This window comes from Paenibacillus sp. FSL R5-0470, from assembly GCF_037975205.1.
In the GTDB taxonomy this organism is placed as follows: Bacteria; Bacillota; Bacilli; order Paenibacillales; family Paenibacillaceae; genus Paenibacillus_AQ.
Map to the genome: position 1 here is coordinate 1,044,683 of NZ_CP150238.1, position 20,519 is coordinate 1,065,201.

General features: G+C 43.6%; 15 protein-coding genes. 11 read left to right on the forward strand and 4 right to left on the reverse strand.

Annotated features, from left to right (window positions below; translation table 11 throughout):
• Positions 1-79: 79 nt before the first annotated feature.
• The 4 genes from MKY99_RS04560 to MKY99_RS04575 all read left to right on the forward strand — a co-directional run bounded on the left by MKY99_RS04560 (position 80) and on the right by MKY99_RS04575 (position 9,005).
• Entirely contained in the window at positions 80-1,342 is a 1,263-nt protein-coding gene (locus tag MKY99_RS04560) for a hypothetical protein (RefSeq protein WP_042124368.1), read from the forward strand.
• Positions 1,339-4,299 carry a glycosyltransferase gene (locus MKY99_RS04565; protein WP_339268944.1) on the forward strand — a complete coding sequence of 987 codons (2,961 nt, stop codon included), beginning with the start codon at positions 1,339-1,341 and terminating at the stop codon, positions 4,297-4,299. Before MKY99_RS04560 ends, MKY99_RS04565 begins: the two co-directional genes overlap by 4 nt.
• A 210-nt stretch (positions 4,300-4,509) precedes the next feature.
• Entirely contained in the window at positions 4,510-7,089 is a 2,580-nt protein-coding gene (locus MKY99_RS04570) for a DUF4430 domain-containing protein (RefSeq protein WP_339268946.1), read from the forward strand.
• A 209-nt stretch (positions 7,090-7,298) separates the two neighbouring features.
• Positions 7,299-9,005: a methyl-accepting chemotaxis protein gene (locus tag MKY99_RS04575; protein ID WP_339268948.1), complete on the forward strand. Its 1,707-nt coding sequence runs from the start codon at positions 7,299-7,301 to the stop codon at positions 9,003-9,005.
• A gap of 75 nt (positions 9,006-9,080) precedes the next feature.
• Here MKY99_RS04575 and qoxD read toward each other — a convergent pair whose 3' ends face one another.
• Genes qoxD through qoxA form a run of 4 tightly spaced genes read right to left on the reverse strand, consistent with a single transcriptional unit; the run spans position 9,081 to position 12,946 of the window.
• Positions 9,081-9,374 (reverse strand): cytochrome aa3 quinol oxidase subunit IV, encoded by a 294-nt coding sequence (gene qoxD / locus MKY99_RS04580; protein WP_179085737.1) that lies wholly within the window; start codon positions 9,372-9,374, stop codon positions 9,081-9,083.
• Position 9,375: 1 nt separating this feature from the next.
• Complete coding sequence (gene qoxC, locus MKY99_RS04585) at positions 9,376-9,972, reverse strand: cytochrome aa3 quinol oxidase subunit III (RefSeq protein ID WP_076283869.1); 597 nt, start codon at positions 9,970-9,972, stop codon at positions 9,376-9,378.
• Positions 9,969-11,912: a cytochrome aa3 quinol oxidase subunit I gene (gene qoxB, locus MKY99_RS04590; RefSeq protein ID WP_042185110.1), complete on the reverse strand. Its 1,944-nt coding sequence runs from the start codon at positions 11,910-11,912 to the stop codon at positions 9,969-9,971. Before qoxB ends, qoxC begins: the two co-directional genes overlap by 4 nt.
• Before the next feature lie 38 nt (positions 11,913-11,950).
• A complete protein-coding gene (gene qoxA, locus MKY99_RS04595) occupies positions 11,951-12,946 on the reverse strand; it encodes a cytochrome aa3 quinol oxidase subunit II (protein WP_076283870.1) in 996 nt (331 codons plus the stop codon).
• A gap of 484 nt (positions 12,947-13,430) precedes the next feature.
• Here qoxA and MKY99_RS04600 point away from each other — a divergent pair, with 484 nt between their 5' ends.
• The 7 genes from MKY99_RS04600 (at position 13,431) to MKY99_RS04630 (ending at position 20,444) form a co-directional block, all read left to right on the forward strand.
• Complete coding sequence (locus MKY99_RS04600; RefSeq protein WP_339268952.1) at positions 13,431-14,552, forward strand: polysaccharide deacetylase family protein; 1,122 nt, start codon at positions 13,431-13,433, stop codon at positions 14,550-14,552.
• Positions 14,553-14,763: 211 nt separating this feature from the next.
• Entirely contained in the window at positions 14,764-15,534 is a 771-nt protein-coding gene (locus MKY99_RS04605; protein ID WP_339268954.1) for an amino acid ABC transporter substrate-binding protein, read from the forward strand.
• Positions 15,535-15,563: 29 nt separating this feature from the next.
• Positions 15,564-16,223, forward strand: a complete 660-nt coding sequence (locus MKY99_RS04610) for an amino acid ABC transporter permease (RefSeq protein ID WP_042185116.1) — start codon at positions 15,564-15,566, stop codon at positions 16,221-16,223.
• Between the two features lie 9 nt (positions 16,224-16,232).
• Positions 16,233-16,991, forward strand: a complete 759-nt coding sequence (locus MKY99_RS04615; protein ID WP_076299120.1) for an amino acid ABC transporter ATP-binding protein — start codon at positions 16,233-16,235, stop codon at positions 16,989-16,991.
• A gap of 169 nt (positions 16,992-17,160) precedes the next feature.
• The gene (locus tag MKY99_RS04620; protein ID WP_076283874.1) at positions 17,161-17,550 is read left to right on the forward strand and encodes a GntR family transcriptional regulator; all 390 of its coding nucleotides are present in this window, start codon (positions 17,161-17,163) and stop codon (positions 17,548-17,550) included.
• Positions 17,543-18,445 carry an ABC transporter ATP-binding protein gene (locus MKY99_RS04625; protein ID WP_339268956.1) on the forward strand — a complete coding sequence of 301 codons (903 nt, stop codon included), beginning with the start codon at positions 17,543-17,545 and terminating at the stop codon, positions 18,443-18,445. The genes MKY99_RS04620 and MKY99_RS04625 overlap by 8 nt, the downstream gene beginning before the upstream one ends.
• Positions 18,411-20,444: a hypothetical protein gene (locus MKY99_RS04630; protein WP_339268958.1), complete on the forward strand. Its 2,034-nt coding sequence runs from the start codon at positions 18,411-18,413 to the stop codon at positions 20,442-20,444. Before MKY99_RS04625 ends, MKY99_RS04630 begins: the two co-directional genes overlap by 35 nt.
• The last annotated feature ends 75 nt before the right edge of the window (positions 20,445-20,519 follow it).

Consider the following 20,519-nt stretch of genomic DNA (forward strand, 5'->3'; position numbering starts at 1 on the left):
GTCTATGCGTACAAACGAGTGTTGGACAATGCCTGTCCATAGCAAGATACGCAGATACAACTTTTGGGAGGATGAGTAGATGTCTTTTTTTAGCCGTTTTATGAAAAAGAATCAGCCGGAGCCAAGGCCGCTTTTTTATGATATTGTGTGTCCGTATTGCTTCACTAAGTTCTCTCCGGAGGATGTAGTCTTTCGGGCTATGCATAGCCGAGAGGACGATGAGAATTACGCGCTGGGCGAGGATGATGCCTTGAATAAATACCGTGAGCGCTTTGGGCTCGATACGGTGGATGACATAGAAGCAATCATTAATCCGGCGGATATTCCGGAAGAATACCATCATTATACCGATCATGTGTTAACAGGGCTTACGGATCGTTATGGAGTGCTTACACGCAGACGGCTATGTCCATCTTGCCATAACGAGCTGCCTGTGACTGCAGGTAAGGTTCCAAGTAACATTATCTCGATTATCGGAGCTTCCCAAGTCGGGAAGTCGGTATATATGACCGCGCTGATTCATACCTTGCAGCATACGACAGCAGGTCATTTCGATGCCGCTTGTATGCCGCTCAACGCGGAGATTAGCCGTAAGTTCCGTACGCTCTATGAAGAACCGCTGTTTGAACGCGGGGATCTGCTAGCTTCCACACAGAAGGAGAAAATGCAGGAGCCGTTTATCTTTCAATTTGTTTTTAAGGATGAAGAAAAGCCGCCGCTGACACTTGTGTTCTTTGATGTAGCAGGTGAGGGCATGGTGGATCAGGATTATCTCGGACTACACGGTCAACATATTAAGAACTCTGCCGGTATTCTGTTTATGGTCGATCCGCTGCAAATCCGTTCGATCCGTGAGAAGATTCATATTAACATCGGTGATCGCCCGGGCGAATGGGTCTCGCAATATGACGAGCCGCGTGATGTTGTGCTGACGATGTTCGGTGATTTTATCGCTTATCAGGAAAAGAGCAAAACTGACATTCCAACAGCAGTCGTTCTTGCGAAAAGTGATATGCTGCATTCGCTGAAGGATGAGGATGGCGATTACATCAAGTCCAACAGTAATGTGTTCAATAACTATGTCCATCGCAAAACATTGAATATGGATGAATTCCATAACATCGACGGAGAAATCCGCAGATTTATTGGTAAGGTGGACAGACCTTTTAAAGATACGATGGATGTGTACTTCTCGAATACGGGCTATTTTGCGGTATCTGCGTTGGGCAGTAATCCTGTGAATCAAAAGATTGAGGGTGTAGTAAGCCCGATTCGCGTAGACGAGCCGTTTATTTGGCTGCTGCATAAGCTGAAGTATATTGAGGGGAGCGACGGCCCGTGAATGTTTTCTCAGGGTCTAAGATCGCCCAACAAATGTATACCCGCGAACGCCGCGGATTATTTCGTTCCACTGAAGGTTTTGATACAGTAGCGAAATCGGACAGTCTGGACAATAATTTTATCAAAAAAACACTGCATCCCTTCTGTCTCTACGATGCTCCAGCAGAGCTGGCCGCGCGTGGGGAGAAGGATGAGTCTCTATATCCTAGTGCGCTGCACCTGTTCCATGCAGAGAATGGCGACACGGTTCTTGGGACGAGTCGTTATCAAGCGACGGATTTTACGGGCCAGCGGAGCGCCTTTTTTGCACATAACTTTGTAGTTCCAGCCTCACGTTCAGAGGAGATTATTCAGAGCTACGGCGACTTTCTGCATGCTGATTTCGCAAAAAGTTATGAAGGAGAGCTGGGCGGAACCTTGCCGGAGCTGTCTGCTATTCCAGTTATACGTACGGATCGCCGACCTGATCCTATAGCGGGATTACGCTTGCTAGGGATTGATGAAGGGATATTTAAGGCATTGCTGCAAGCGGTGATGCTCTCTGTGGCAGGTAAGAAAAAAATCTATATCGCTCTAAATGTACCTATCACGGAGCTGTCCGCACGTGCGGTGGAGCTTACAGAGATTTTATATAGCGTGCTGCCGTATGAATTCCGCCGTAGATTAGGCGTGATTACGTATGCGAATGAACCGCAAAGCCGTAAATATATTCATCTTAGCTTTGTGGAAAAAGGCTCGCTCCGTCCCGGTGATCGCAGCATCGAGAAGGACTTCACATTCGATTTGGTTTCGGGTCGGATGGGGAATGTAGATTTTGGCGAGTCCCGTCAGCCGTATGCTGATCTGGTTTGGAAGCTTTTACTTCTGAATCCAGGGGATCTCGACGATTTCGTAAGTTTTGCCGATCAGATCCTTCGCGGAGAAAGTCCTGAGCATAAACTATCGCTCGCTCTCTATAATGAGTTAGCCGTATTTTATGAGATTGAGCAGGGGAATGAGCACTTATATACAGAGAACAAGAGCGCGGTGCTGAGTGGATTGCTCTCTTATCTTAAAGCGGAGGGGGCGATTCATTCCAGAATCCGACTGAATGATATTTTCTTGGAGCGGTTCGACAGAGAATTTGATTTAGTCCGGCAAAGGAATGTCCCGGATCCTGCAATTATGGAGTGCTTTAAGGATTATTTTGTGCTGAAGGATCATAATTACAAAGTCAGAATTGTTGATTATTTCATTAATGGTATGCTTCATAGCGTGGAAGCGGGACGCAAAGATGTTCTCAATGCAGCTTACGGTATCATTGAGAGTAATGATGAGCTAAGTGCTGCTTTTTTTCAACGGGTAATGTCTGAAGCGTATTTCCGCAAGCAGTTATTAGAACCTTATATGGAATCAAGACTAGTTGCTGCATCTAAATCTGTGGACATTCTGAATTTTGTACTCCATTGGGGCCGTTTTCTACCGGCTGCGTTAGAGCAACCTTTTGCTCAGGATGCAGTAAGGGATTATTTGCTAGAAAAGCTACAACTGGAGACTGATCCGGTTGCTGCGGTGGCGGAAATTCATGGCACTGTAGATAAAGCGGAGAAAGATCGACGTAGAGGGACAGGCGTATCTCCTAAAGTACTCTCGCTCATGCAGGATCTGGCAGCATCTGCAGACAGATTCTTGCTGAACCGGCTATCCCTTACTGAAATGACGCAGGAGGACTTACTGGAGGTTGTTTTCTTACGTTATGGCAATGTCGTGGATTGGCAGCCGCCACTAGATAGAATTAGCAAGCAGAAAGAAAATGCACTCCGCGCTGCTTATCGCTGGTTTGGTGAAGAGAAGCCGAATGAAGAGATTTTTGCAGGCTTATCTCCAAAGGAGCTGGACGATGTACAACTGCTCGGTCGCCGTTTACTGAAGGAAGCCCGAGTGTTAGAGCCTTTTGAACGTCTGCCTCTAGCTTTCTACTACACCAGTCAGCGCGAGGGTGGTCCACTGGATTATGACGCACTCTTGGAATTAATAAAGCATAAAGCCGGTACCGATAAGGATGTTATCTATCGATTTTTTGCATGGTCTCAAGGAAATTCTTTATTTACGATATCGAATAAAAAGCTTTATCCGGGTTACCGCCGGGCGATTCTGAAGTATTTCCAGAGCAGTGACCGCGAAGCCTTCAAGAATCGTGAGTTCCGTAAAAGCTATGTTGCTACAGCACGGCCTGCTCTTCAAAATGTGTACAATGAAGCTCGCTCCCAGCTCGCTTCCCCGCTGGCGCGCTGGATCAGCCGCAGTCGATTTCGACTCCTGATCTCCGGTTTCATCACGGGCATTCTGGTGATTATCGCAATTATCGTATTCAGTATGCTGCGTCCGGATGATCCAAAGACGGCTCTGCCGGGGACAAGCCCTGAGCCGACACCCGTTCAGAGTGCAGGCAATGAGCTACCTCCGGCTTCAGTATACTTGAAGGATCAGAGCGTCGAAGGAGATAAGGGGAGCAGCATATTGGTGTTCACGTTTGCCAAAGCTGATGATTGTGTGCAATTTAATCCGCCGGAGATTAGTCTGATGACTTCATCCAATGTGGTGGATAAGAGCTTTAAAGTCGCTGCTAGCCATGGAACTTGTCCAGTTCCGTCAGCGGATGCCACAGGCGCTAATTCTGAAACGGCTGAAGGTGCGGACGCTACTAACTCAGGAGCCGATGCCACACCTTCTCCAACGCCTTCATCTGATGCGGAGAATAACACAGTTGATCCATCCGCGACAGCTGTCACAGAAGGGGTACAGCCATCCTATCAGGTGGAGGTTACCTTAGAACCGGGAGCGACCATCGTAGAGAAAAGTATGATCAAGGCGGGAAGATTTACATTGATTGTAGATCCCGCTCCAAAGGATACACTGGGTGTTAACGCAAGTGCTGAACCTTCTCCAACTGCAAGTCCGGAAGGAACAGCTGAATAAAGGAATTTCTGAACAGCAGAACAATACCGAAAGGTTGGTTCTGCTGTTCTTTTTTTTTTGTTACTCATACAAAGCTTTTCTATAGACATGCTATGTATTAATAGATATGATTATGAAAATAAGGTTATACCGCCCTTTCTAGGGGCGGTCTTTATGTTGTGCGCTCTTATTTTATGTAGTATCCATTCCTTTATAGAAAGAGGTTGAACAATGAAGAAAATAGTCACCTCCAAGTTTTTTGTACTTGGACTGGCCATATTCATGGTCATTTCAATTTTAGGAACATCCCTTGCTCCGGCAGGAACCATCTTCGCAGAGGCGGGTGTTAGCACCGGACTAGATGAATCTAGCGATGCAGCTGCTCAGGCGGAGCGAATTAATGTTGCGGATGCGACCTATACAGCTGCAGAATTTATTCTAAAGGGTGGCGTGCAGTCGGATTGGCAAGCGATTGGGCTGGCTCAAGCGGGATACAAACTGCCAGCAGGTTACCTTCTAGCTCTTGAGAAAAAGGTGAAAGATGCAGAGGGGAATTTCGCGAACGTAACGGATTATGCGAGAATCGTACTCGCAGTAAGAGCGGTAGGTGCTGATCCTACCAACTTTGCAGGAAGCGGAACAACACCTGGCTATAACTTAATAGAGAAGATCTATAATCATGACAAAATCAGTGGACAGACACTTAATAATCCAGTATATGCTTTGCTCGCACTGGACTCTGGTAAATATAACATTCCATATAACGCGAAATGGACAGCGGATAAGCTCATTGCTGAGATTCTCTCCAAGCAAAATCAAGATGGCGGCTTTGCCTTAACGACAGGCGCTAGTGAGCCAGATATGACAGCGATAGCTTTGACCGCTCTAGCGGCACATAAGCGTAATCCAGAAGTTTACACAGCAGGGCTACAAGCCGTATCTTGGCTCTCTAATGCTCAGGATAGTCATGGAGGTTACGGAGATAGTGCTGAGAGTGCTGCACAAGCTATTCTAGGTCTCACATCCTTCGGTGTAGATCCAAGTGGATTAGAATATACCAAGAATAAAGTGAATCTGATCGGTAACCTGCTGAGCTACCGTCTAGCTGACGGAAGCTTCGCTCATAGCCGTGGCGGAAGCAGTAATACTCTAGCTACTGAGCAAGGCCTTCAGGCGCTTGTAGCCTACAATCTACTCTATAAAGGCAGTAACAGTAAGTTATACGATTTTTCTAAGTCATCCGTTCAGAATGCCTTAATCTATGCACCTGTTACTGTAGAGGGTCCTAAGAGTACTTTAGCACAAGGATATGGATATGCTAGCAACGTGCTTGGTGCATTAGAGAAATTGGCTCTTCAGACGAATTTGCCGATCACGAATCCTTCCGGTGCATATGTCACAGGAATTGGAAACATTCCCGCCGGAAGCTATGGCGGCTATGACGGATGGATGTATGCCGTATCCCGTAACTCTCAATGGATCAACCCTGATGTTGGAATGAGTGATTTTGCGCTTAAAGATTCAGATCAGGTCTTGGTTTATTATGCTGGAGATGATACTAAACTTGTAGATTCGGTAACGGTGTCCAAAGCAAGCCTTAAAGAGGGCGATTCTTTTACTGTAGTAGTGACTAGTAAGACATGGAAATGGGATGCTGTAACGAATACATCCTCCCCGGTAGCTGCCAAAGCATCTGGCGTTCAGGTCCAAATTGGAAATCGCATCGTAACAACAAATGCTAAAGGCGAGGCGCTATTCTCAGGGAATGTTCCAGCAGGTGATTACAAGCTGACTGTAACAGGCTATCGTGAAGGAAAAGCGCCATCGATAGCTAAATATACTCAAGATCTAAAGGTTATTCCTAAGAATGTAACGGCTTCACTTACCGTTGAGGGTCCGCAAGGACTGATCGGTGAGGGGACTTTAAAGGCTTCCAATGCGCTTGAAGCTTTGCAGCAATTGGGGTTATCCAATGATTTTAAAGTAGATATCACGAAATCGTCGTATGGTAATTTTGTATCGGGCATTCATGGAGTTACTCAAGGCCTTTATGATGGCTGGTGGAGCTTCGTAGTATGGCGTAGCGGTGAATGGATCTATCCAAGTGTGGGTATGGACGCTTTTGAATTACAGGAATCCGACCGTGTTCTTGTATATTATGCCGGAGAAACCACACAGGTTGTTGATACTGCGGTTGTATCCTCTGCACAGCCGAAGCCGGGTGAAGCTTTCACTGTAACAGTTTCTCAGAAAAAATGGGTGTGGAATAAGGATACCTTTACTTCCGATCCAGTGACTTCTCCAGCCGCTGGCGTGCAGGTCTTGATCGGTGATCAGAAGGCGATCACAAATGCTAAGGGTGTAGCTGCATTTGACCAAGGTCTACCAGCGAATACCTATACGATCATTGTTACCGGATATGCTAAAGATAGAGTGCCTAGTGTGGCGCGTTATACTCAGTCACTAAACATTGCTTCAGATGTTATTGCTCCTGTTAAAGCTACGGCTACCATTTCAGTCGTAGGGGATAACAAGAAGGGTACGATTCTGAACAGTACAACAGTATCGCTAAAAGAAGGTGAAACGGCTTATAGCTTATTGATTAGTCAATTGGGCGATAAGGTAGTATCATCCGGAAACGCTGGAAGTAAATACGTGAAATCTATAGATGGTTTGTCCGAATTTGATGGCGGACCTAGCAGTGGATGGAAGTATAAGACGAATAGAGATGCTGATCCAAGTATCAGCGCGGACAGCTACATTTTAGAGAACGGTGATATATTATATTGGTACTATTCATCGGGTGAATAAGTACGATTGATTATTCGTTAGGCGGACACTACGATTCGGAGTATTAGCGGATCGAGTGTCCGTTTTTGTTTTCGTTCGTTGCATTATTTGACAACATAAACTTTTTTTCGACATTTTATTCATGATTTTATTTAAAAATCATCACACTATTCGCCTTTCTTACCGATAAAAATAGATAGTTAGTAAGATCATGTGAAGGCGGAATGCAGATGAAGAATATGAAAGTGAAATTCAAAATTGGGATTCTATTGGTATTTTCTGTAGTCATGTTGAACATTGTGGGGGTAACTGGCTTTATCACCATGGACAAAATGGCCCAAAAAACAACAGAGACGTATAATGAAAACTTGTTGCCTGTTTCTTACGTGGGACAAATGCGTACAAACAATCGGGCCATTGAAGCTTTTCTCTTGGAGCGCTTGATGAGCGTTGATGTAAACAAGAACAAACAACTGAAAGAGAGCATTACGGAGAAAGTTCAGGAAAATAATAATCTTTTGAATAAGTTGAAGACCGTCCAGTACAATGATAGTGCGGTAGTGAATAAAATAAAGGAATATGAGTCCTCCTTAACAGACTATCGTGTACAAAGAGATAATATTATTCAGGTTGCGGATAGCAAAGGTAGTCAAGAGGCCTTTCAAGTATTCACAGGTGAGTTTAGTAATTCTCGTGAGAAAATGATCAATATGCTAAAAGGAATAAGCGATTCGCTGCTAAAGGGAGCTGGAGATCATAATTCAGAGTCTACGGCTACCGCTAAGAGCATGAAGACTAAAAGTATAGTGTTGATATCGTTCTCTTGGATCATTTGTATCGTACTTAGTGTTGCAATCATTCGACTGATTACGAAACCTCTTAAGGAACTGCAAGGTTTAATGAAGCGGGCGGAAAATGGAGATTTAACCGTCACAGCAACGTATACCGCAAAGGATGAAATCGGCCAAATTAATAGCTCATTTAACAATATGCTGGAGAGCTTACGTAAGATGATGCAAGGCATTGCGGAGAGTGCAGAATTGTTATCAGCCTCATCGCAAGAGATGAGCGCTAGTGCTGAGCAGACCTCGTTGGCTTCGCAAATGATCGCCGAAGCTTCTGGAGAGATTGCAGCAGGGTTTGATGAACAGACGGAAAGCATTAATCGTACATCTCAGTCTATACAAGCTATGACCAATAATATTTCGGCCGTAGAAAGTAGCAGTTTTGAAATGTCCGACCTTATGGGAGTCGCTTCTGGTTCAACAGATCAAGGGGTAATCGCCGTAGATAACATCATTGAACAGATGAAGGAAATCGACTCCGGCGTAACTCAGAGCCAAGAGATTATTAGTAACCTTGGGCAGCTGTCTCAGGATATAAATACAATTATTACTACGATTAACGGAATTGCAACACAGACGAACCTGCTGGCGCTTAATGCTTCTATCGAAGCAGCGAGAGCTGGAGAACATGGACGTGGCTTTGCTGTAGTTGCTGGAGAAATTCGGGGTCTTGCAGAAGCGACGCGAAACAGTTCACTGAAAGTAACGGATATTATTACGCATATTCAAAAGCAAACTGAAAGAGCAGTAGAATCAATGGCTTTCGGCTCCGAGCTAGTCTCTCACGGCGTAGCTCAAAGTCAGCTTGTATCTCAAGCGTTTCATGAGATTCAAAGTTCTATTAAAGAAGCTACGCTGCAGACGGAAGAGATTAGAGAGGCGGTTGCGCATGTCTCCTTAGAGTCACAAGGTGTAGCGGCAGCAATGGAACAGGTCAATGCAATATCCAATAAAGGGGCAGTGGGTGTTCAGGACACCAGCGCAGCTAGTCAGCAGCAACTGTCTGCTATGGAGGAAATGTCCGCATCAGCTCAGTATTTAGCGGTGCTGGCGGAAGATCTGCAGAAGACTTTAGCGCGATTTAAATTATAACGCGAAATGAAAAAAAAGGACGTCCCAGAGCCATTTAGGCTTTGGAGACGTCCTTTTGTGTGTTATTGAATGGAGTTAAGCATACCAGCCCCATACGAAGATGAAGAGAGTACCAAAGATCGTAACTAAGCCAACGAATAAGGCATAGGCGATATTGAGGTAGAGTTCTTTCTTGGTATCAGCTGATTCTCCAATATGCATGAACAGGAAGAGCTGCAGGGAAGCCTGAATGAGCGCTGTAATAAGCAGGATAGCCATGTTCGCACTATTAGATAGATCAAGGTAGATTACAGCAAGTGCAGCCACAGAAAGGACAAGAGAGGCTAAGAAACCCATCACATGGCGAATTGGAAACAGTTGCTTCATCATGCTACATCAGTCCTTTCAGATAGACGAAGCTGAAAATAAAGATCCAGACAACGTCCAAGAAATGCCAGTACAGCGAGAAGATAAAGGATTTATTGGCCGTAGCCGGAGTAATACCTTGACGCTTCAACTGGATTAAGATAGCCGCACCCCACAAAAACCCGAACGATACGTGAGCTCCGTGTGTTCCCAGCAGTACAAAGAGACTGGATAGGAATCCGCTGGTTTGAAGTGTAGCCCCTTCGTGAACATAAGTGACAAACTCCATGATTTCAATACCAAGGAAGCCGAGACCCATGAGTAGGGTTAGTCCGAAAAAGACCATCATAGCTTTCTGGTAACCATGCCGCATAGCATGAACTGCAAGACCGATCGTAAATGAGCTTGTCAACAGCAGTAATGTTTCGATCATCACGGGACCAATTTCAAAAAGGTCCGGCCCGCTAGGGCCGCTGGCAAAACGGTCAACCATTACAAAGTAAACAGTGAACAACGTAGCGAACAGTGCAATCTCTGCTCCTAGAAAGACCCAGAAGCCAAAGATTTTATTACTATTCTCTTCTGTTGAGTATTCAAGCGGCTTAGACGCATCTATTTTCATATTGTCTCACCCCGCAATTTCTTTTCAGTAGCAATAACTTCTTCTGCAGGGATGTAGAATCCATGATCCCGATCGAAGGACATAGCAGCTAGAACGATGAGGATACCTACTCCAGAGAGAATGGCTGGAATCCAGAGACTGAATACCAGAGAGAATCCTGCAATGAAGAAGATAACACCCAGAATAAATGGTTTGCCTGAATTGCTAGGCATATGAATCTTAGTAATCTTGTCTTCGTATAGAGGTACGTTGTCTTGTTTAGAGAACCAGTAGGCATCGCGTGTTTTTACGGTTGGAACCACTGCGAAGTTGTAAGCTGGAATCGGACTTTTCGTTGCCCACTCCAGTGTACGTGCATCCCATGGATCTCCATTTGTATCTCTTGGTTCATAACGTGTACTCCAGTAGATGTTATACACCAGAATTACAAATCCGACTGTAAGACCTATCGCCCCTATGAACGAGACCATACTGAGCGGACCAAATCCGGTATCCGCAGAATAAGTGTATTGTCGACGTGTCATTCCCTTAAGTCCGAGAAGGAACAGTGGGAAGAACGATACGTTAAAGGAAATAATAATCCACCAGAAGGCATGTTTACCAAGACGTTCGTTCAAACGGAAGCCGAATACTTTAGGGAACCAGTAGTGGAAACCTGCGATAACGGCGAATACAGCACCTGGAATGAGAACGTAGTGGAAATGTGCTACCAGGAACATTGTATTATGGTACTGATAATCGGCGCTGGCCATGGCCAGCATGACACCTGTTACCCCACCAATCGTAAAGATCGGGATAAACGCGAGCGAATATAGCATCGGCGTCGTAAATGATATTCGCCCTTTTCGTAAGGTGAATAGCCAGTTGAATATTTTCACACCTGTTGGAACGGCAATGGCCATTGTAGTAATCGAGAAGAAACTGTTAACCATAGCGCCTTGACCCATTGTATAGAAATGGTGAGCCCATACTAAGAAGGACAAGAGGGAGATGATCAACATACTAAAGACCATGGATGTATATCCATACAGGTTCTTTTTGGAGAAGGTGGCGATAATTTCACTATAAATACCGAAGGCGGGTAGTACAACGATATATACTTCTGGATGTCCCCATACCCAGAAAAGGTTGGCCCATAACATATCCATACCGCCGTTGGCCATCGTGAAGAATTGAGAGCCGAATAACCGGTCGAACATCATCAAAGCGAGCGCAACCGTAAGCACTGGGAAAGCGAATACGATAATTACGTTCGTGATTAGAACGGACCATGTAAACATTGGCATTTTCATCAGCTTCATACCAGGAGCACGCATCTTCAGAATCGTTACAATAAAGTTAACGCCTGTGAGGAGTGTACCGATACCCGATATTTGTAGCGCGAGCGAGTAGTAGTTGTTACCCACCGTTGGGCTGAACTCTATACTTGCTAGTGGGAAGTATGCAGACCAACCAGCATCTGGTGATCCCCCGATAACAAACGAAATGTTAAGCAGCATTGCTCCGAAGAAGAAGAGCCAGAAGCTGACAGCGTTAAGACGTGGGAAGGCAACGTCTCTGGCACCGATTTGTAGCGGTACGATAACGTTCATCAGACCGATAATAAACGGCATGGCCATAAAGAGGATCATGATCAAGCCGTGTGTTGTAAATACCTCGTTGTAATGCTGTGCGTCAAGAAATTTCATGTCTGGGGCTGCGGTTTGCAGCTTCATCATAATAGCGTCAACGCCGCCGCGGAAAAGCATTAGTAGCGCAGCAAGGATATACATAACCCCGATACGTTTGTGGTCAACGGTAGTTAACCATTCGCGCCATAAATATCCCCATTTTTTAAAATAGGTTAGGCCGACGATAATCCCGATTGTTGCTAAAACAATACTTGCCATAGCCCCGTAAATCAGGGGTTCGCCATGGACCTTAAATTTATCCCAATCCATTAGGAAACGCTCCTTTCAAGTTGCTCAATTAACATGGACTAATGTCCTTCATGTGTAGTGCTCTGTTCATCCAGTTCTGGATTAGGTTCGCTGTTAAATTCTGTCTCGCTAGATGGTGCAGGAGACGGATGAATTTCTTTATTATCCTGATGTTCCATAGTTCCATTATCCATATCCATTTCTTTACCATTATTACTCATATGGTCGCCATGTTCTCCCGGAGGAGGGCTAAAGGATAAGTGAGTGTTGGTGTATGTTTTGCGTCCGACATATTCCATTTTCAAAAGATTTTTGAATTCGTCTTCAGTTAATGGACCTGCTGTTTCTTTAACATCTTTTACCCATTCTTGATAGTCCTTATCAGTCATCGCAAGGGCTTCGAACTCCATGTGGGCAAAACCCTTACCATTAAAGTTCGCATTTCTTCCGGTATAAGAACCTACAGTATCCGCTGAAAGATGCAGAGTGGTAAGCATGTCACTCATCGCATATTTCTGTCCTCCCAATTGAGGGATCCAGAGACTTGAGATCGTACCGAAAGAGTACAATCTGAACTCGACAGCGCGGTGAACTGGAATGTTCACGTAGTTTACGGTTTCAATACCTTCCTCAGGATAGCTGAAATGCCATTTCCAGTTGGAGGAGGAAGCGTAGATTACAAGCGGTTTCTGATCTTTATAATCCGCTGCAACGTTTTCTACATCTACTGTCGTTTTGACAGTGACCACGGAGAGGAATGCCACGATAATAATCGGGATTGTAATCCAGATGGCCTCCAACCATTTGTTTCCTTCCTCGTGAGGAGGAATATAATCTTCATTACTTTTCTTAGCGCGGTACTTCAAAAGTACAAAGACATATAAGATGTAGACAACTGCTAGAACACCGAGCATCATAACAATGGAGAGGATGATCGTGTCAGACAGAGTTCTCGCAGCCGGCCCCTTCGGATTCAGAACAGCGATTGAACTGCATCCTGGCAAGAGTAAAATTAGGCTGAGAAATAAAGCGTATAACGGTCCCTTTTTGTTCATGCTTAAGCTCCTTCCTTCAATACTTCTATTAATTAACCCTCATCATTACCTTCATATATAGTAAGAACTAATGAGAAAGAAAGCAAAAGACTTATTTTTCCATATGAGCCATAATAGACCTTAATAATGGCGATCAAGTTAAATATGTGTGATCAATTTGTTACAAGTTCCTAATGATATGATAAAGATCACTGTAGCCACGCTGTTTAATGGTTATTTATTTCTGTTCAAACTTTGTTCAATAATTTACTAAAGTTGCTAATTTGGACACATCTATTTTGTGCAAAAGGATTGGAATTTAACCATTTTTTGTTGGTGTGACAGGATTTGGCCGAAATCCGTATTTGATGAATTTTGTCGAAATATCTGCAAGCCTTAAAAAGGGTAACAAATTATTCTGTATTAAGTTACAATCTCTCAAATTTCTATCTATTAATCTATGATAATGTTATAGGTAAATATACGAGATGGGAGATTTTTTGAGATGTTTAAAAAGAAAGTGTGGCTATTATTTGTAGTATTATTCGTATGTACGGGTTTGGTACGAGAGATAGATACAGTGAATGCAGCGGGTGCAGCAGGATCCCTGAAATTAGGGGTGAACGATAAATTAACTAAAATTGATGCAGTGTCGATAAAGGATACATATTATGTTTCACTGCGTGATTTGTCCCTAGAACTGAATCTGAATCTTACCCTTCAGGGTGTTGGCATTCATGTTCAAGGGAACAACGGTTCCATCGAACTGCTGAATGATCACGCAACAGCTCTTCTCCCTAATGGAAAGACTATTCCGCTGAAAACATTTGTGGAAAATGGTAGAACGATGGTTCCTGTGAAGATGACCTCTCATCTTGGATTTTCAATTTCGTTTAAGCCAGCTCAATCTTTATTAAGAGTGTATAATTCCGGGGCTAAATTAGATGATGCTGCATTCGTGAATCAACATAAAAAGGCTTTGCAACAAAATGTACCTACAGGGACGACAGGCACAAAGGGGAAAGTTGTATATCTTAGCTTTGATGATGGCCCATCCGCTACAACCTCTCAACTACTTGATATCTTGGCGAAGTATGATGCGAAGGCAACCTTCTTCATGTTAGGAAATAACATGAACGCACACGCGTCTCAAGTGAAACGCTTAGTGAAAGATGGACATGCACCTGCTTTGCACGGCATGACACATGTGAAAGATAAATTTTATGCTTCTCCAGCTTCTGCGTTGAAAGAGATGAATGACGATAATGCAATTCTGAAGAAGATTACAGGTCAAAGTACAACGCTGATTCGTACACCTTATGGTAGTAAGCCTTATTTAACAAAAGCTTATAGAGATAAGATACTAGCTCAAGGGTACCATCTGTGGGATTGGAACGTTGACTCTGAGGATTGGAGATATAAGAACGATAGTAATTCCATCTATAATACGGTTATGAGAGAAGTTCATAGTCTGAAGAAGAGCAGCCCAGTGATTCTAATGCATGATCAAAAGGCTACACTTAAAGTTCTTCCACGCATCCTAGCGGAGCTGAAGAAAGAAGGCTATGCGTTTCATATTATTACTTCAGATATGGAGCCTAACAATTTTTGGAACGATAAGCGCTAAATCTGATAGTGAAATTAAATCATTTATATTGTTATGGCGGCAGATTTGATCTGTCGTCTTTTTTTTGTTGTCTGAAATCTTTGTAGATTTGACACATGTAGGCTTCTCTAATCTATCGACGTAGTTAATTTGTCATGTTATCATGATACTCTGATAACGTATTAGCGAACTAAAGCACACAGCACTGTGTCAACGATGGGGGATAAAAGAGATGAAGAAAAATGCACTTTTAGTTTTATTTATGATCATGGTTATTGCAGCTTTATCAGGCTGTTCGTCTTCTGGGAGCAAGGATGGAAAGCTGGTGATCGGGATTGATGATAAGTTCGCTCCGATGGGCTTTAGAGATGAGAATAATGAAATTGTTGGGTTTGATATCGACTATGCAAGAGCTGCAGCTGAGAAAATGGGCAAAGAAATCACTTTTCAGCCTATTGACTGGTCAGCTAAGGAGTCAGAACTGAATAGTGGGCGCATTGATATGATTTGGAATGGTTATACCATCACAGATGAACGTAAGGAAAAGGTGTTATTCACTAAGCCTTATCTTGAGAATAGTCAGGTAGTAGTCGTATTAGCGGATTCCACGATTTCAAAGCTTGAGGATTTGGCTGGTAAAGAGGTAGGACTTCAAAGTCTATCCTCCGCTGCCGATGCTTTAAATGCTAATCCGATGAAAGACCAAATTGCTAATCTGTCGGAATTTCCTGATAATGTGCTAGCGCTCACAGATTTGAAGACTAAGCGCCTGGACGGTGTAGTCATTGATGAAGTGGTAGCCAGATATTATATGTCAAAAGAGCCTAATACCTTTAAGCTACTAGAGGAATCGCTTGCTCCTGAGCAGTATGGTATTGGAATTAAGAAAGGCAATGAGGCACTACTGGAAGAACTTCAAAAGGCTTTGGATGAAATGAACAACGACGGAACGGCTGAGAAGATCTCCACGAAGTGGTTTGGTGAGAATAAGGTATTGAAATAGAAGGTCAATATACAGAGTTTATTGGAGAAATGAAAATGGATTATATAATACAAATTTCCGGGCCGATGTTAGAAGGCGCGCGTACAACTATTTTATTGTTTCTTATTGTTATTTTGGTGTCGATTCCGCTCGGGTTCCTAGTCACTTTGATGGCGAAGAGTGTGATCAAGCCCGTGGCTTGGATTGCACATACCTATATCTATGTCATGCGGGGAACACCACTTTTACTGCAATTGTTATTTTTTTGCTTTGGTTTACCACAGATTCCGGTGATCGGGGAATATCTGGTCATGGACCGCTTCGTTGCGGCGAGTCTTGGGTTTATTCTTAACTATGGGGCTTATTTCGCGGAGATCTTCCGTGGGGGTATGCTCTCCATTGATAAAGGGCAGCATGAAGCAGCCAAAGTACTCGGACTGAGTAAATGGCAAACGCTGCGCAAGGTAATTCTAGCTCAAATGTTTAGGGTAGCTTTGCCAGCCGTGGCAAACGAATCGATTTCCTTGGTCAAAGATACGGCTCTACTGTATGCCGTTGCTGTACCTGAGCTACTGAACTATGCCAAAACAGCAGTGAATCGAGACTTTACTGTAACCCCCTTTGTAGTGGCGGGAGTGATTTACTTACTGATGACGCTGGTGCTCACTTTATTCTTCAAAGCACTGGAGAAACGTTTTAAATTCGAGTAGAGGGACTGTCTGAATATGAGTAACATGATAGAAGTAAGTGATTTACAGAAATCCTTCGGCAAATTAGATGTGTTGAAGAAGGTTAGTTTCAATATCCAGGCGGGAGAAGCCGTCGCTGTTATCGGACCTTCAGGCTCAGGTAAGAGTACGATGCTGCGTAGTCTAGTACATCTAGAGGAAATTACGGGAGGAAGCATATTCATCCAAGGTAAGCCGCTTGTGGAGAATGGAAAATATGCTAGTGGAGCAAGTATTCGTGAGATCACGGCATCCATGGGAATGGTGTTTCAACACTTTAACCTATTTCCACATTTAACAGTGCGGGGCAATCTAGAGCTAGCTCCAAGGATGTTGAAACGGGAGAGCGTGAAGGAGATTACGGCTAGAAGTGAGAACTTACTTTCTAAGGTAGGACTTGCTGAAAAAGCGGATGTGTATCCTGCAAAGCTGTCGGGTGGACAAAAGCAACGGGTTGCTATTGCGAGAGCATTAATGCTCAACCCTGATATTCTATTGTTCGATGAACCTACTTCTGCACTTGATCCTGAACTCACGGGCGAGGTACTACGCGTCATCCGTCAACTTGCTGAGGAGAATATGACGATGATTGTTGTCACTCATGAGATGAACTTTGCTCGTGATGTGGCTGATCGTGTGATTTTCATGGACAACGGTGAGATTACGGAGTCTGGAACACCAGAGCAGATTTTTGATCATCCACAGCAGGAGCGCACTCGAATTTTTCTGAATCAAGAGACGAGAGTATGAATACCGCCTCAGGCCAATAAAGTGTCTATTCATGAGAAAAAGTCCCCACAGTGTTTTTATAACTGTGGGGGTTTTTGCGTTGACATAAAGATTAAACTGTATTAATAATAGTAGTACAGTTAATACACACCATCATGAACTAAGTGAAGACAGTGAAAGGAGGATGGTTATGTTCGAATTGGACGTTCGCAGTCGCAAGCCGATTTATGAGCAGCTGACCGATAAGGTCAAGGAGATGATTTTACATGGTATTTTGCAGACTGATGAACAACTGCCTTCGGTAAGGACATTATCCCAGCAGCTAACCGTGAATCCCAATACGATTCAGAAGGCTTACCGTGAATTGGAACGTGAGGGGTATATCTATTCACTGCAGGGGAAAGGGAGTTTTGTAGCCCCAATGAAAAAAGAACAGAATGAGATTAAAAAAGCCGAAGTACGTGCTGAGTTGCTTAGACTGATGGCGGAAGCGGTATACCTTGGGTTCACCGCAGCTGAGATTAGTTCATTGTATGAGCAAGTGGAGAAACAGAGAGAAGGAGGGAAAAGTGATGATTGAGATTCGAGGCGTCAGTAAGTTATTTCAAGGGGAGAAGGCAGTCGACGATATCTCTTTAACGGTACGTAAAGGGACGATTTATGGGCTGCTCGGCTCTAATGGCGCGGGTAAAACTACGCTGCTGAAGACCTTGGCAGGCATTTTCTCTCCAGATAAAGGGACCGTGAAGGTGGATGGTGAAGCGGTATTCGAACACCCGACGACTAAGCAACGGGTTATTTTTATGCCGGATTCTCCTTACTTTTTTCCGCAATCCACCATGCTGCAAATGGCAGCCTTCTATCGCTCGATCTATCCGAGCTGGAATCAGAAGCGTTTTGATGATTTGGGGACCGTCTTTCAGCTCGATAAGAAGCGTAAGCTTAGTCGTTTCTCCAAAGGGATGCAGCGGCAAGCGTCATTCTGGTTATGTTTAAGCTGTATGCCGGATGTGCTTATTATGGATGAGCCGATTGACGGGTTAGATCCGGTAATGCGACGCCAGATCAAAAACCTGCTATTTCAGGAGGTTGCTGAACGCGAGCTGACGGTAATCATTTCTTCACATAATCTTCGTGAGATCGAAGATCTGTGTGATCATGTTGGGATTATGCATGGTGGGAAGATGCTGATTGAGAAGGATCTGGATGATCTTAAGGCGGATACACATAAGATTCAAGTGGCCTTCCGGGATGAACGGCATGAAATTCCGTTAGCAGCGAAGCTGCAAATATTACATCAAGAACGCCGGGGGAGCGTGAACCTGTACATAGTAAAAGGGGATCGTGAGCGAATTAAAGCGACTTTTCAAGTGTACGAGCCATACGTATTCGATTTGCTTCCATTAACGTTAGAAGAGATCTTTATTTATGAAATGGGGGATGTCGGATATGACGCGCAGCCGATACTACTTTAATAGCAGTATTATTCGCCAGAATTTCCGCCAGCATGGCTGGATAGGGATTATATATGCACTTGGCCTAATGTTCGCACTTCCATTGCAGCTGTTCATGAGTATCGATCCAAATGCAAAACCGCAGGAAATCGATCATTTATTCCGCATCTCTGGTAATGTGCAAGCGTTGTTCATTATTACGATCCCTGTTGCTGCTGGACTCTTTTTATTCCGATACCTTCAGGCAAAATCTCCATCAGATCTATGGCATAGCCTGCCTTTACGCAGAGAGCATTTATTTACGGCTCATCTGACAAGTGGACTTACCTTACTGTTGGTACCGGTTTGGTTAACTGCAGGGGTGGTTGCGGTTGTTAAGCGATGGAGTGGTAATTTTTATATTTTTCAGGGCGCAGATATTTGGCAATGGTGTATCACAGTTAGTATTCTGACTTTGTTCCTCTTCTGCTTTAGTGTTTTTGTGGGAATATGCACGGGCCAATCTATTCTTCAGGGAATTATCATTTATATTTTGCTTATTCTTCCTGTTGTACTGATCTCATTAATCAATAGCCACTTAGTCATGTATCTTTATGGTTATGCAAATGCAAATGTAAACTTCCGTGATTCTAGTTTGCAGATGTGGTCTCCGTTTGTTCATATCGTGTATTATTTTACCGGCAAACCATTTACCAATACAGAATTGTGGATTTATGGAGTATTGTCCCTTTTATTTATTGGATTATCCTACCTGTTATACCGTAAACGTAATACGGAAAAAGCGGGTCAAGCTATTGCTTTTGGATATTTCAATCCGCTGTTTAAAGCAGGGGTTATGTTATGTACTATGCTTATTTCCGGGAATTATTTTGCACAAATGAAGCAACAGCAAATGGGCTGGGTAATTAGTGGATATGCCATTGGAGCCATTATCGGCTATGTTGCTGCGGAAATGATTATTCGGAAAACATGGCAGATTATGACGCGTAAAGTGTTAGCAGAGTTTGCGGTTTATGCAGTAATGCTGGGGTTACTTCTGTATATCCCGATATCAAGTGTTACCGGATATGAAGCTAGAGTACCTTCCGGTGATAAGATTAGTGGTGTGTATATGGGATCTAACTACCGTTGGTATACCCCCACGGATGATTTGTACACTACTACACCCTATATGGGGCAGGACCCTTTTTCCGATGATAAAGATTATATAGAAGCTGTCCGTAAAATTCATCAAGCGGTAATTGCGGTACGTCCAGAACATACCTCACAACAATACGCTTATGAATATTTTACCATCGCCTATCAATTGGAGAACGGTCACAAGCTAGTGAGGGAATACTGGATCCCTAAGAAGGGGTTTGAATCAGAGCTCAAGGCGGTTAAGGATACCGAAGCTTACAAGTATGAAAAGTATAATTTAGCTCTCTTAGACAAAGACCTGGATTATATGTGGGTTACTAACAGGAATAAAAAAGTAGCCATCTCTGATCCTCAGGAAATTTCAGAGCTAAAAGAGATTATCAAACGCGAAATTTCGAATATGTCCTACGAAGTACAGATAGATAAGGACGGGAAACCTGATATGGCTGGTATCCAAACAGAGGTAAAGGCAAAAGAGGACAGCAACCAAGTTTCTTCAAGTTATGGTTATTATTATCCGTGGAAGTCTTCTTTCCATGAGCTTGAAAAGTGGATGAACGAAAAAGGCTATGCCGAAAAAATACGAACAACCGCTGAAGATATACAATCGGCAGAGATTGTAAAAGATGACTTTATGGATAAGCAAACACCTAAGAATCCTACGAGTCCTGAACAAAGATTAGTGCTTGCACGTGAAAAGAATCTTACAGTTGTTACGAAGGATAAGGCACTATTAACGGATATTTTAGATCATCGTTTCAATTATGGAGTTGAGAATGGCAACTACATTGTGAAGCTGCTGTATAAAGAGGGTTATAGTGATTTCGTTATGTTAAAAGCGTCCGATATGACGGCTGAATTGAAAGTATTGCTGAAATAAGCTAAGAAAAGGTTAGTAATAGATTACAGAAAAAGACTACTGGTTGACAGAAACTGGATAGTTGGATTATGCTTT

Excerpts from the sequence above, each read along its gene's own strand:
- MKY99_RS04560 (WP_042124368.1), top strand. The coding sequence starts at position 80 with ATGTCTTTTTTTAGCCGTTTTATGAAAAAGAATCAGCCGGAGCCAAGG.
- qoxC (WP_076283869.1), bottom strand. The coding sequence starts at position 9,972 with ATGAAAATAGATGCGTCTAAGCCGCTTGAATACTCAACAGAAGAGAAT.
- MKY99_RS04630 (WP_339268958.1), top strand. The coding sequence starts at position 18,411 with ATGTCGGATATGACGCGCAGCCGATACTACTTTAATAGCAGTATTATT.
- MKY99_RS04570 (WP_339268946.1), top strand. The coding sequence starts at position 4,510 with ATGAAGAAAATAGTCACCTCCAAGTTTTTTGTACTTGGACTGGCCATA.
- qoxB (WP_042185110.1), bottom strand. The coding sequence starts at position 11,912 with ATGGATTGGGATAAATTTAAGGTCCATGGCGAACCCCTGATTTACGGG.
- MKY99_RS04625 (WP_339268956.1), top strand. The coding sequence starts at position 17,543 with ATGATTGAGATTCGAGGCGTCAGTAAGTTATTTCAAGGGGAGAAGGCA.
- MKY99_RS04610 (WP_042185116.1), top strand. The coding sequence starts at position 15,564 with ATGAAAATGGATTATATAATACAAATTTCCGGGCCGATGTTAGAAGGC.
- MKY99_RS04575 (WP_339268948.1), top strand. The coding sequence starts at position 7,299 with ATGAAGAATATGAAAGTGAAATTCAAAATTGGGATTCTATTGGTATTT.
- MKY99_RS04620 (WP_076283874.1), top strand. The coding sequence starts at position 17,161 with ATGTTCGAATTGGACGTTCGCAGTCGCAAGCCGATTTATGAGCAGCTG.
- MKY99_RS04605 (WP_339268954.1), top strand. The coding sequence starts at position 14,764 with ATGAAGAAAAATGCACTTTTAGTTTTATTTATGATCATGGTTATTGCA.
- MKY99_RS04600 (WP_339268952.1), top strand. The coding sequence starts at position 13,431 with ATGTTTAAAAAGAAAGTGTGGCTATTATTTGTAGTATTATTCGTATGT.
- qoxA (WP_076283870.1), bottom strand. The coding sequence starts at position 12,946 with ATGAACAAAAAGGGACCGTTATACGCTTTATTTCTCAGCCTAATTTTA.
- qoxD (WP_179085737.1), bottom strand. The coding sequence starts at position 9,374 with ATGATGAAGCAACTGTTTCCAATTCGCCATGTGATGGGTTTCTTAGCC.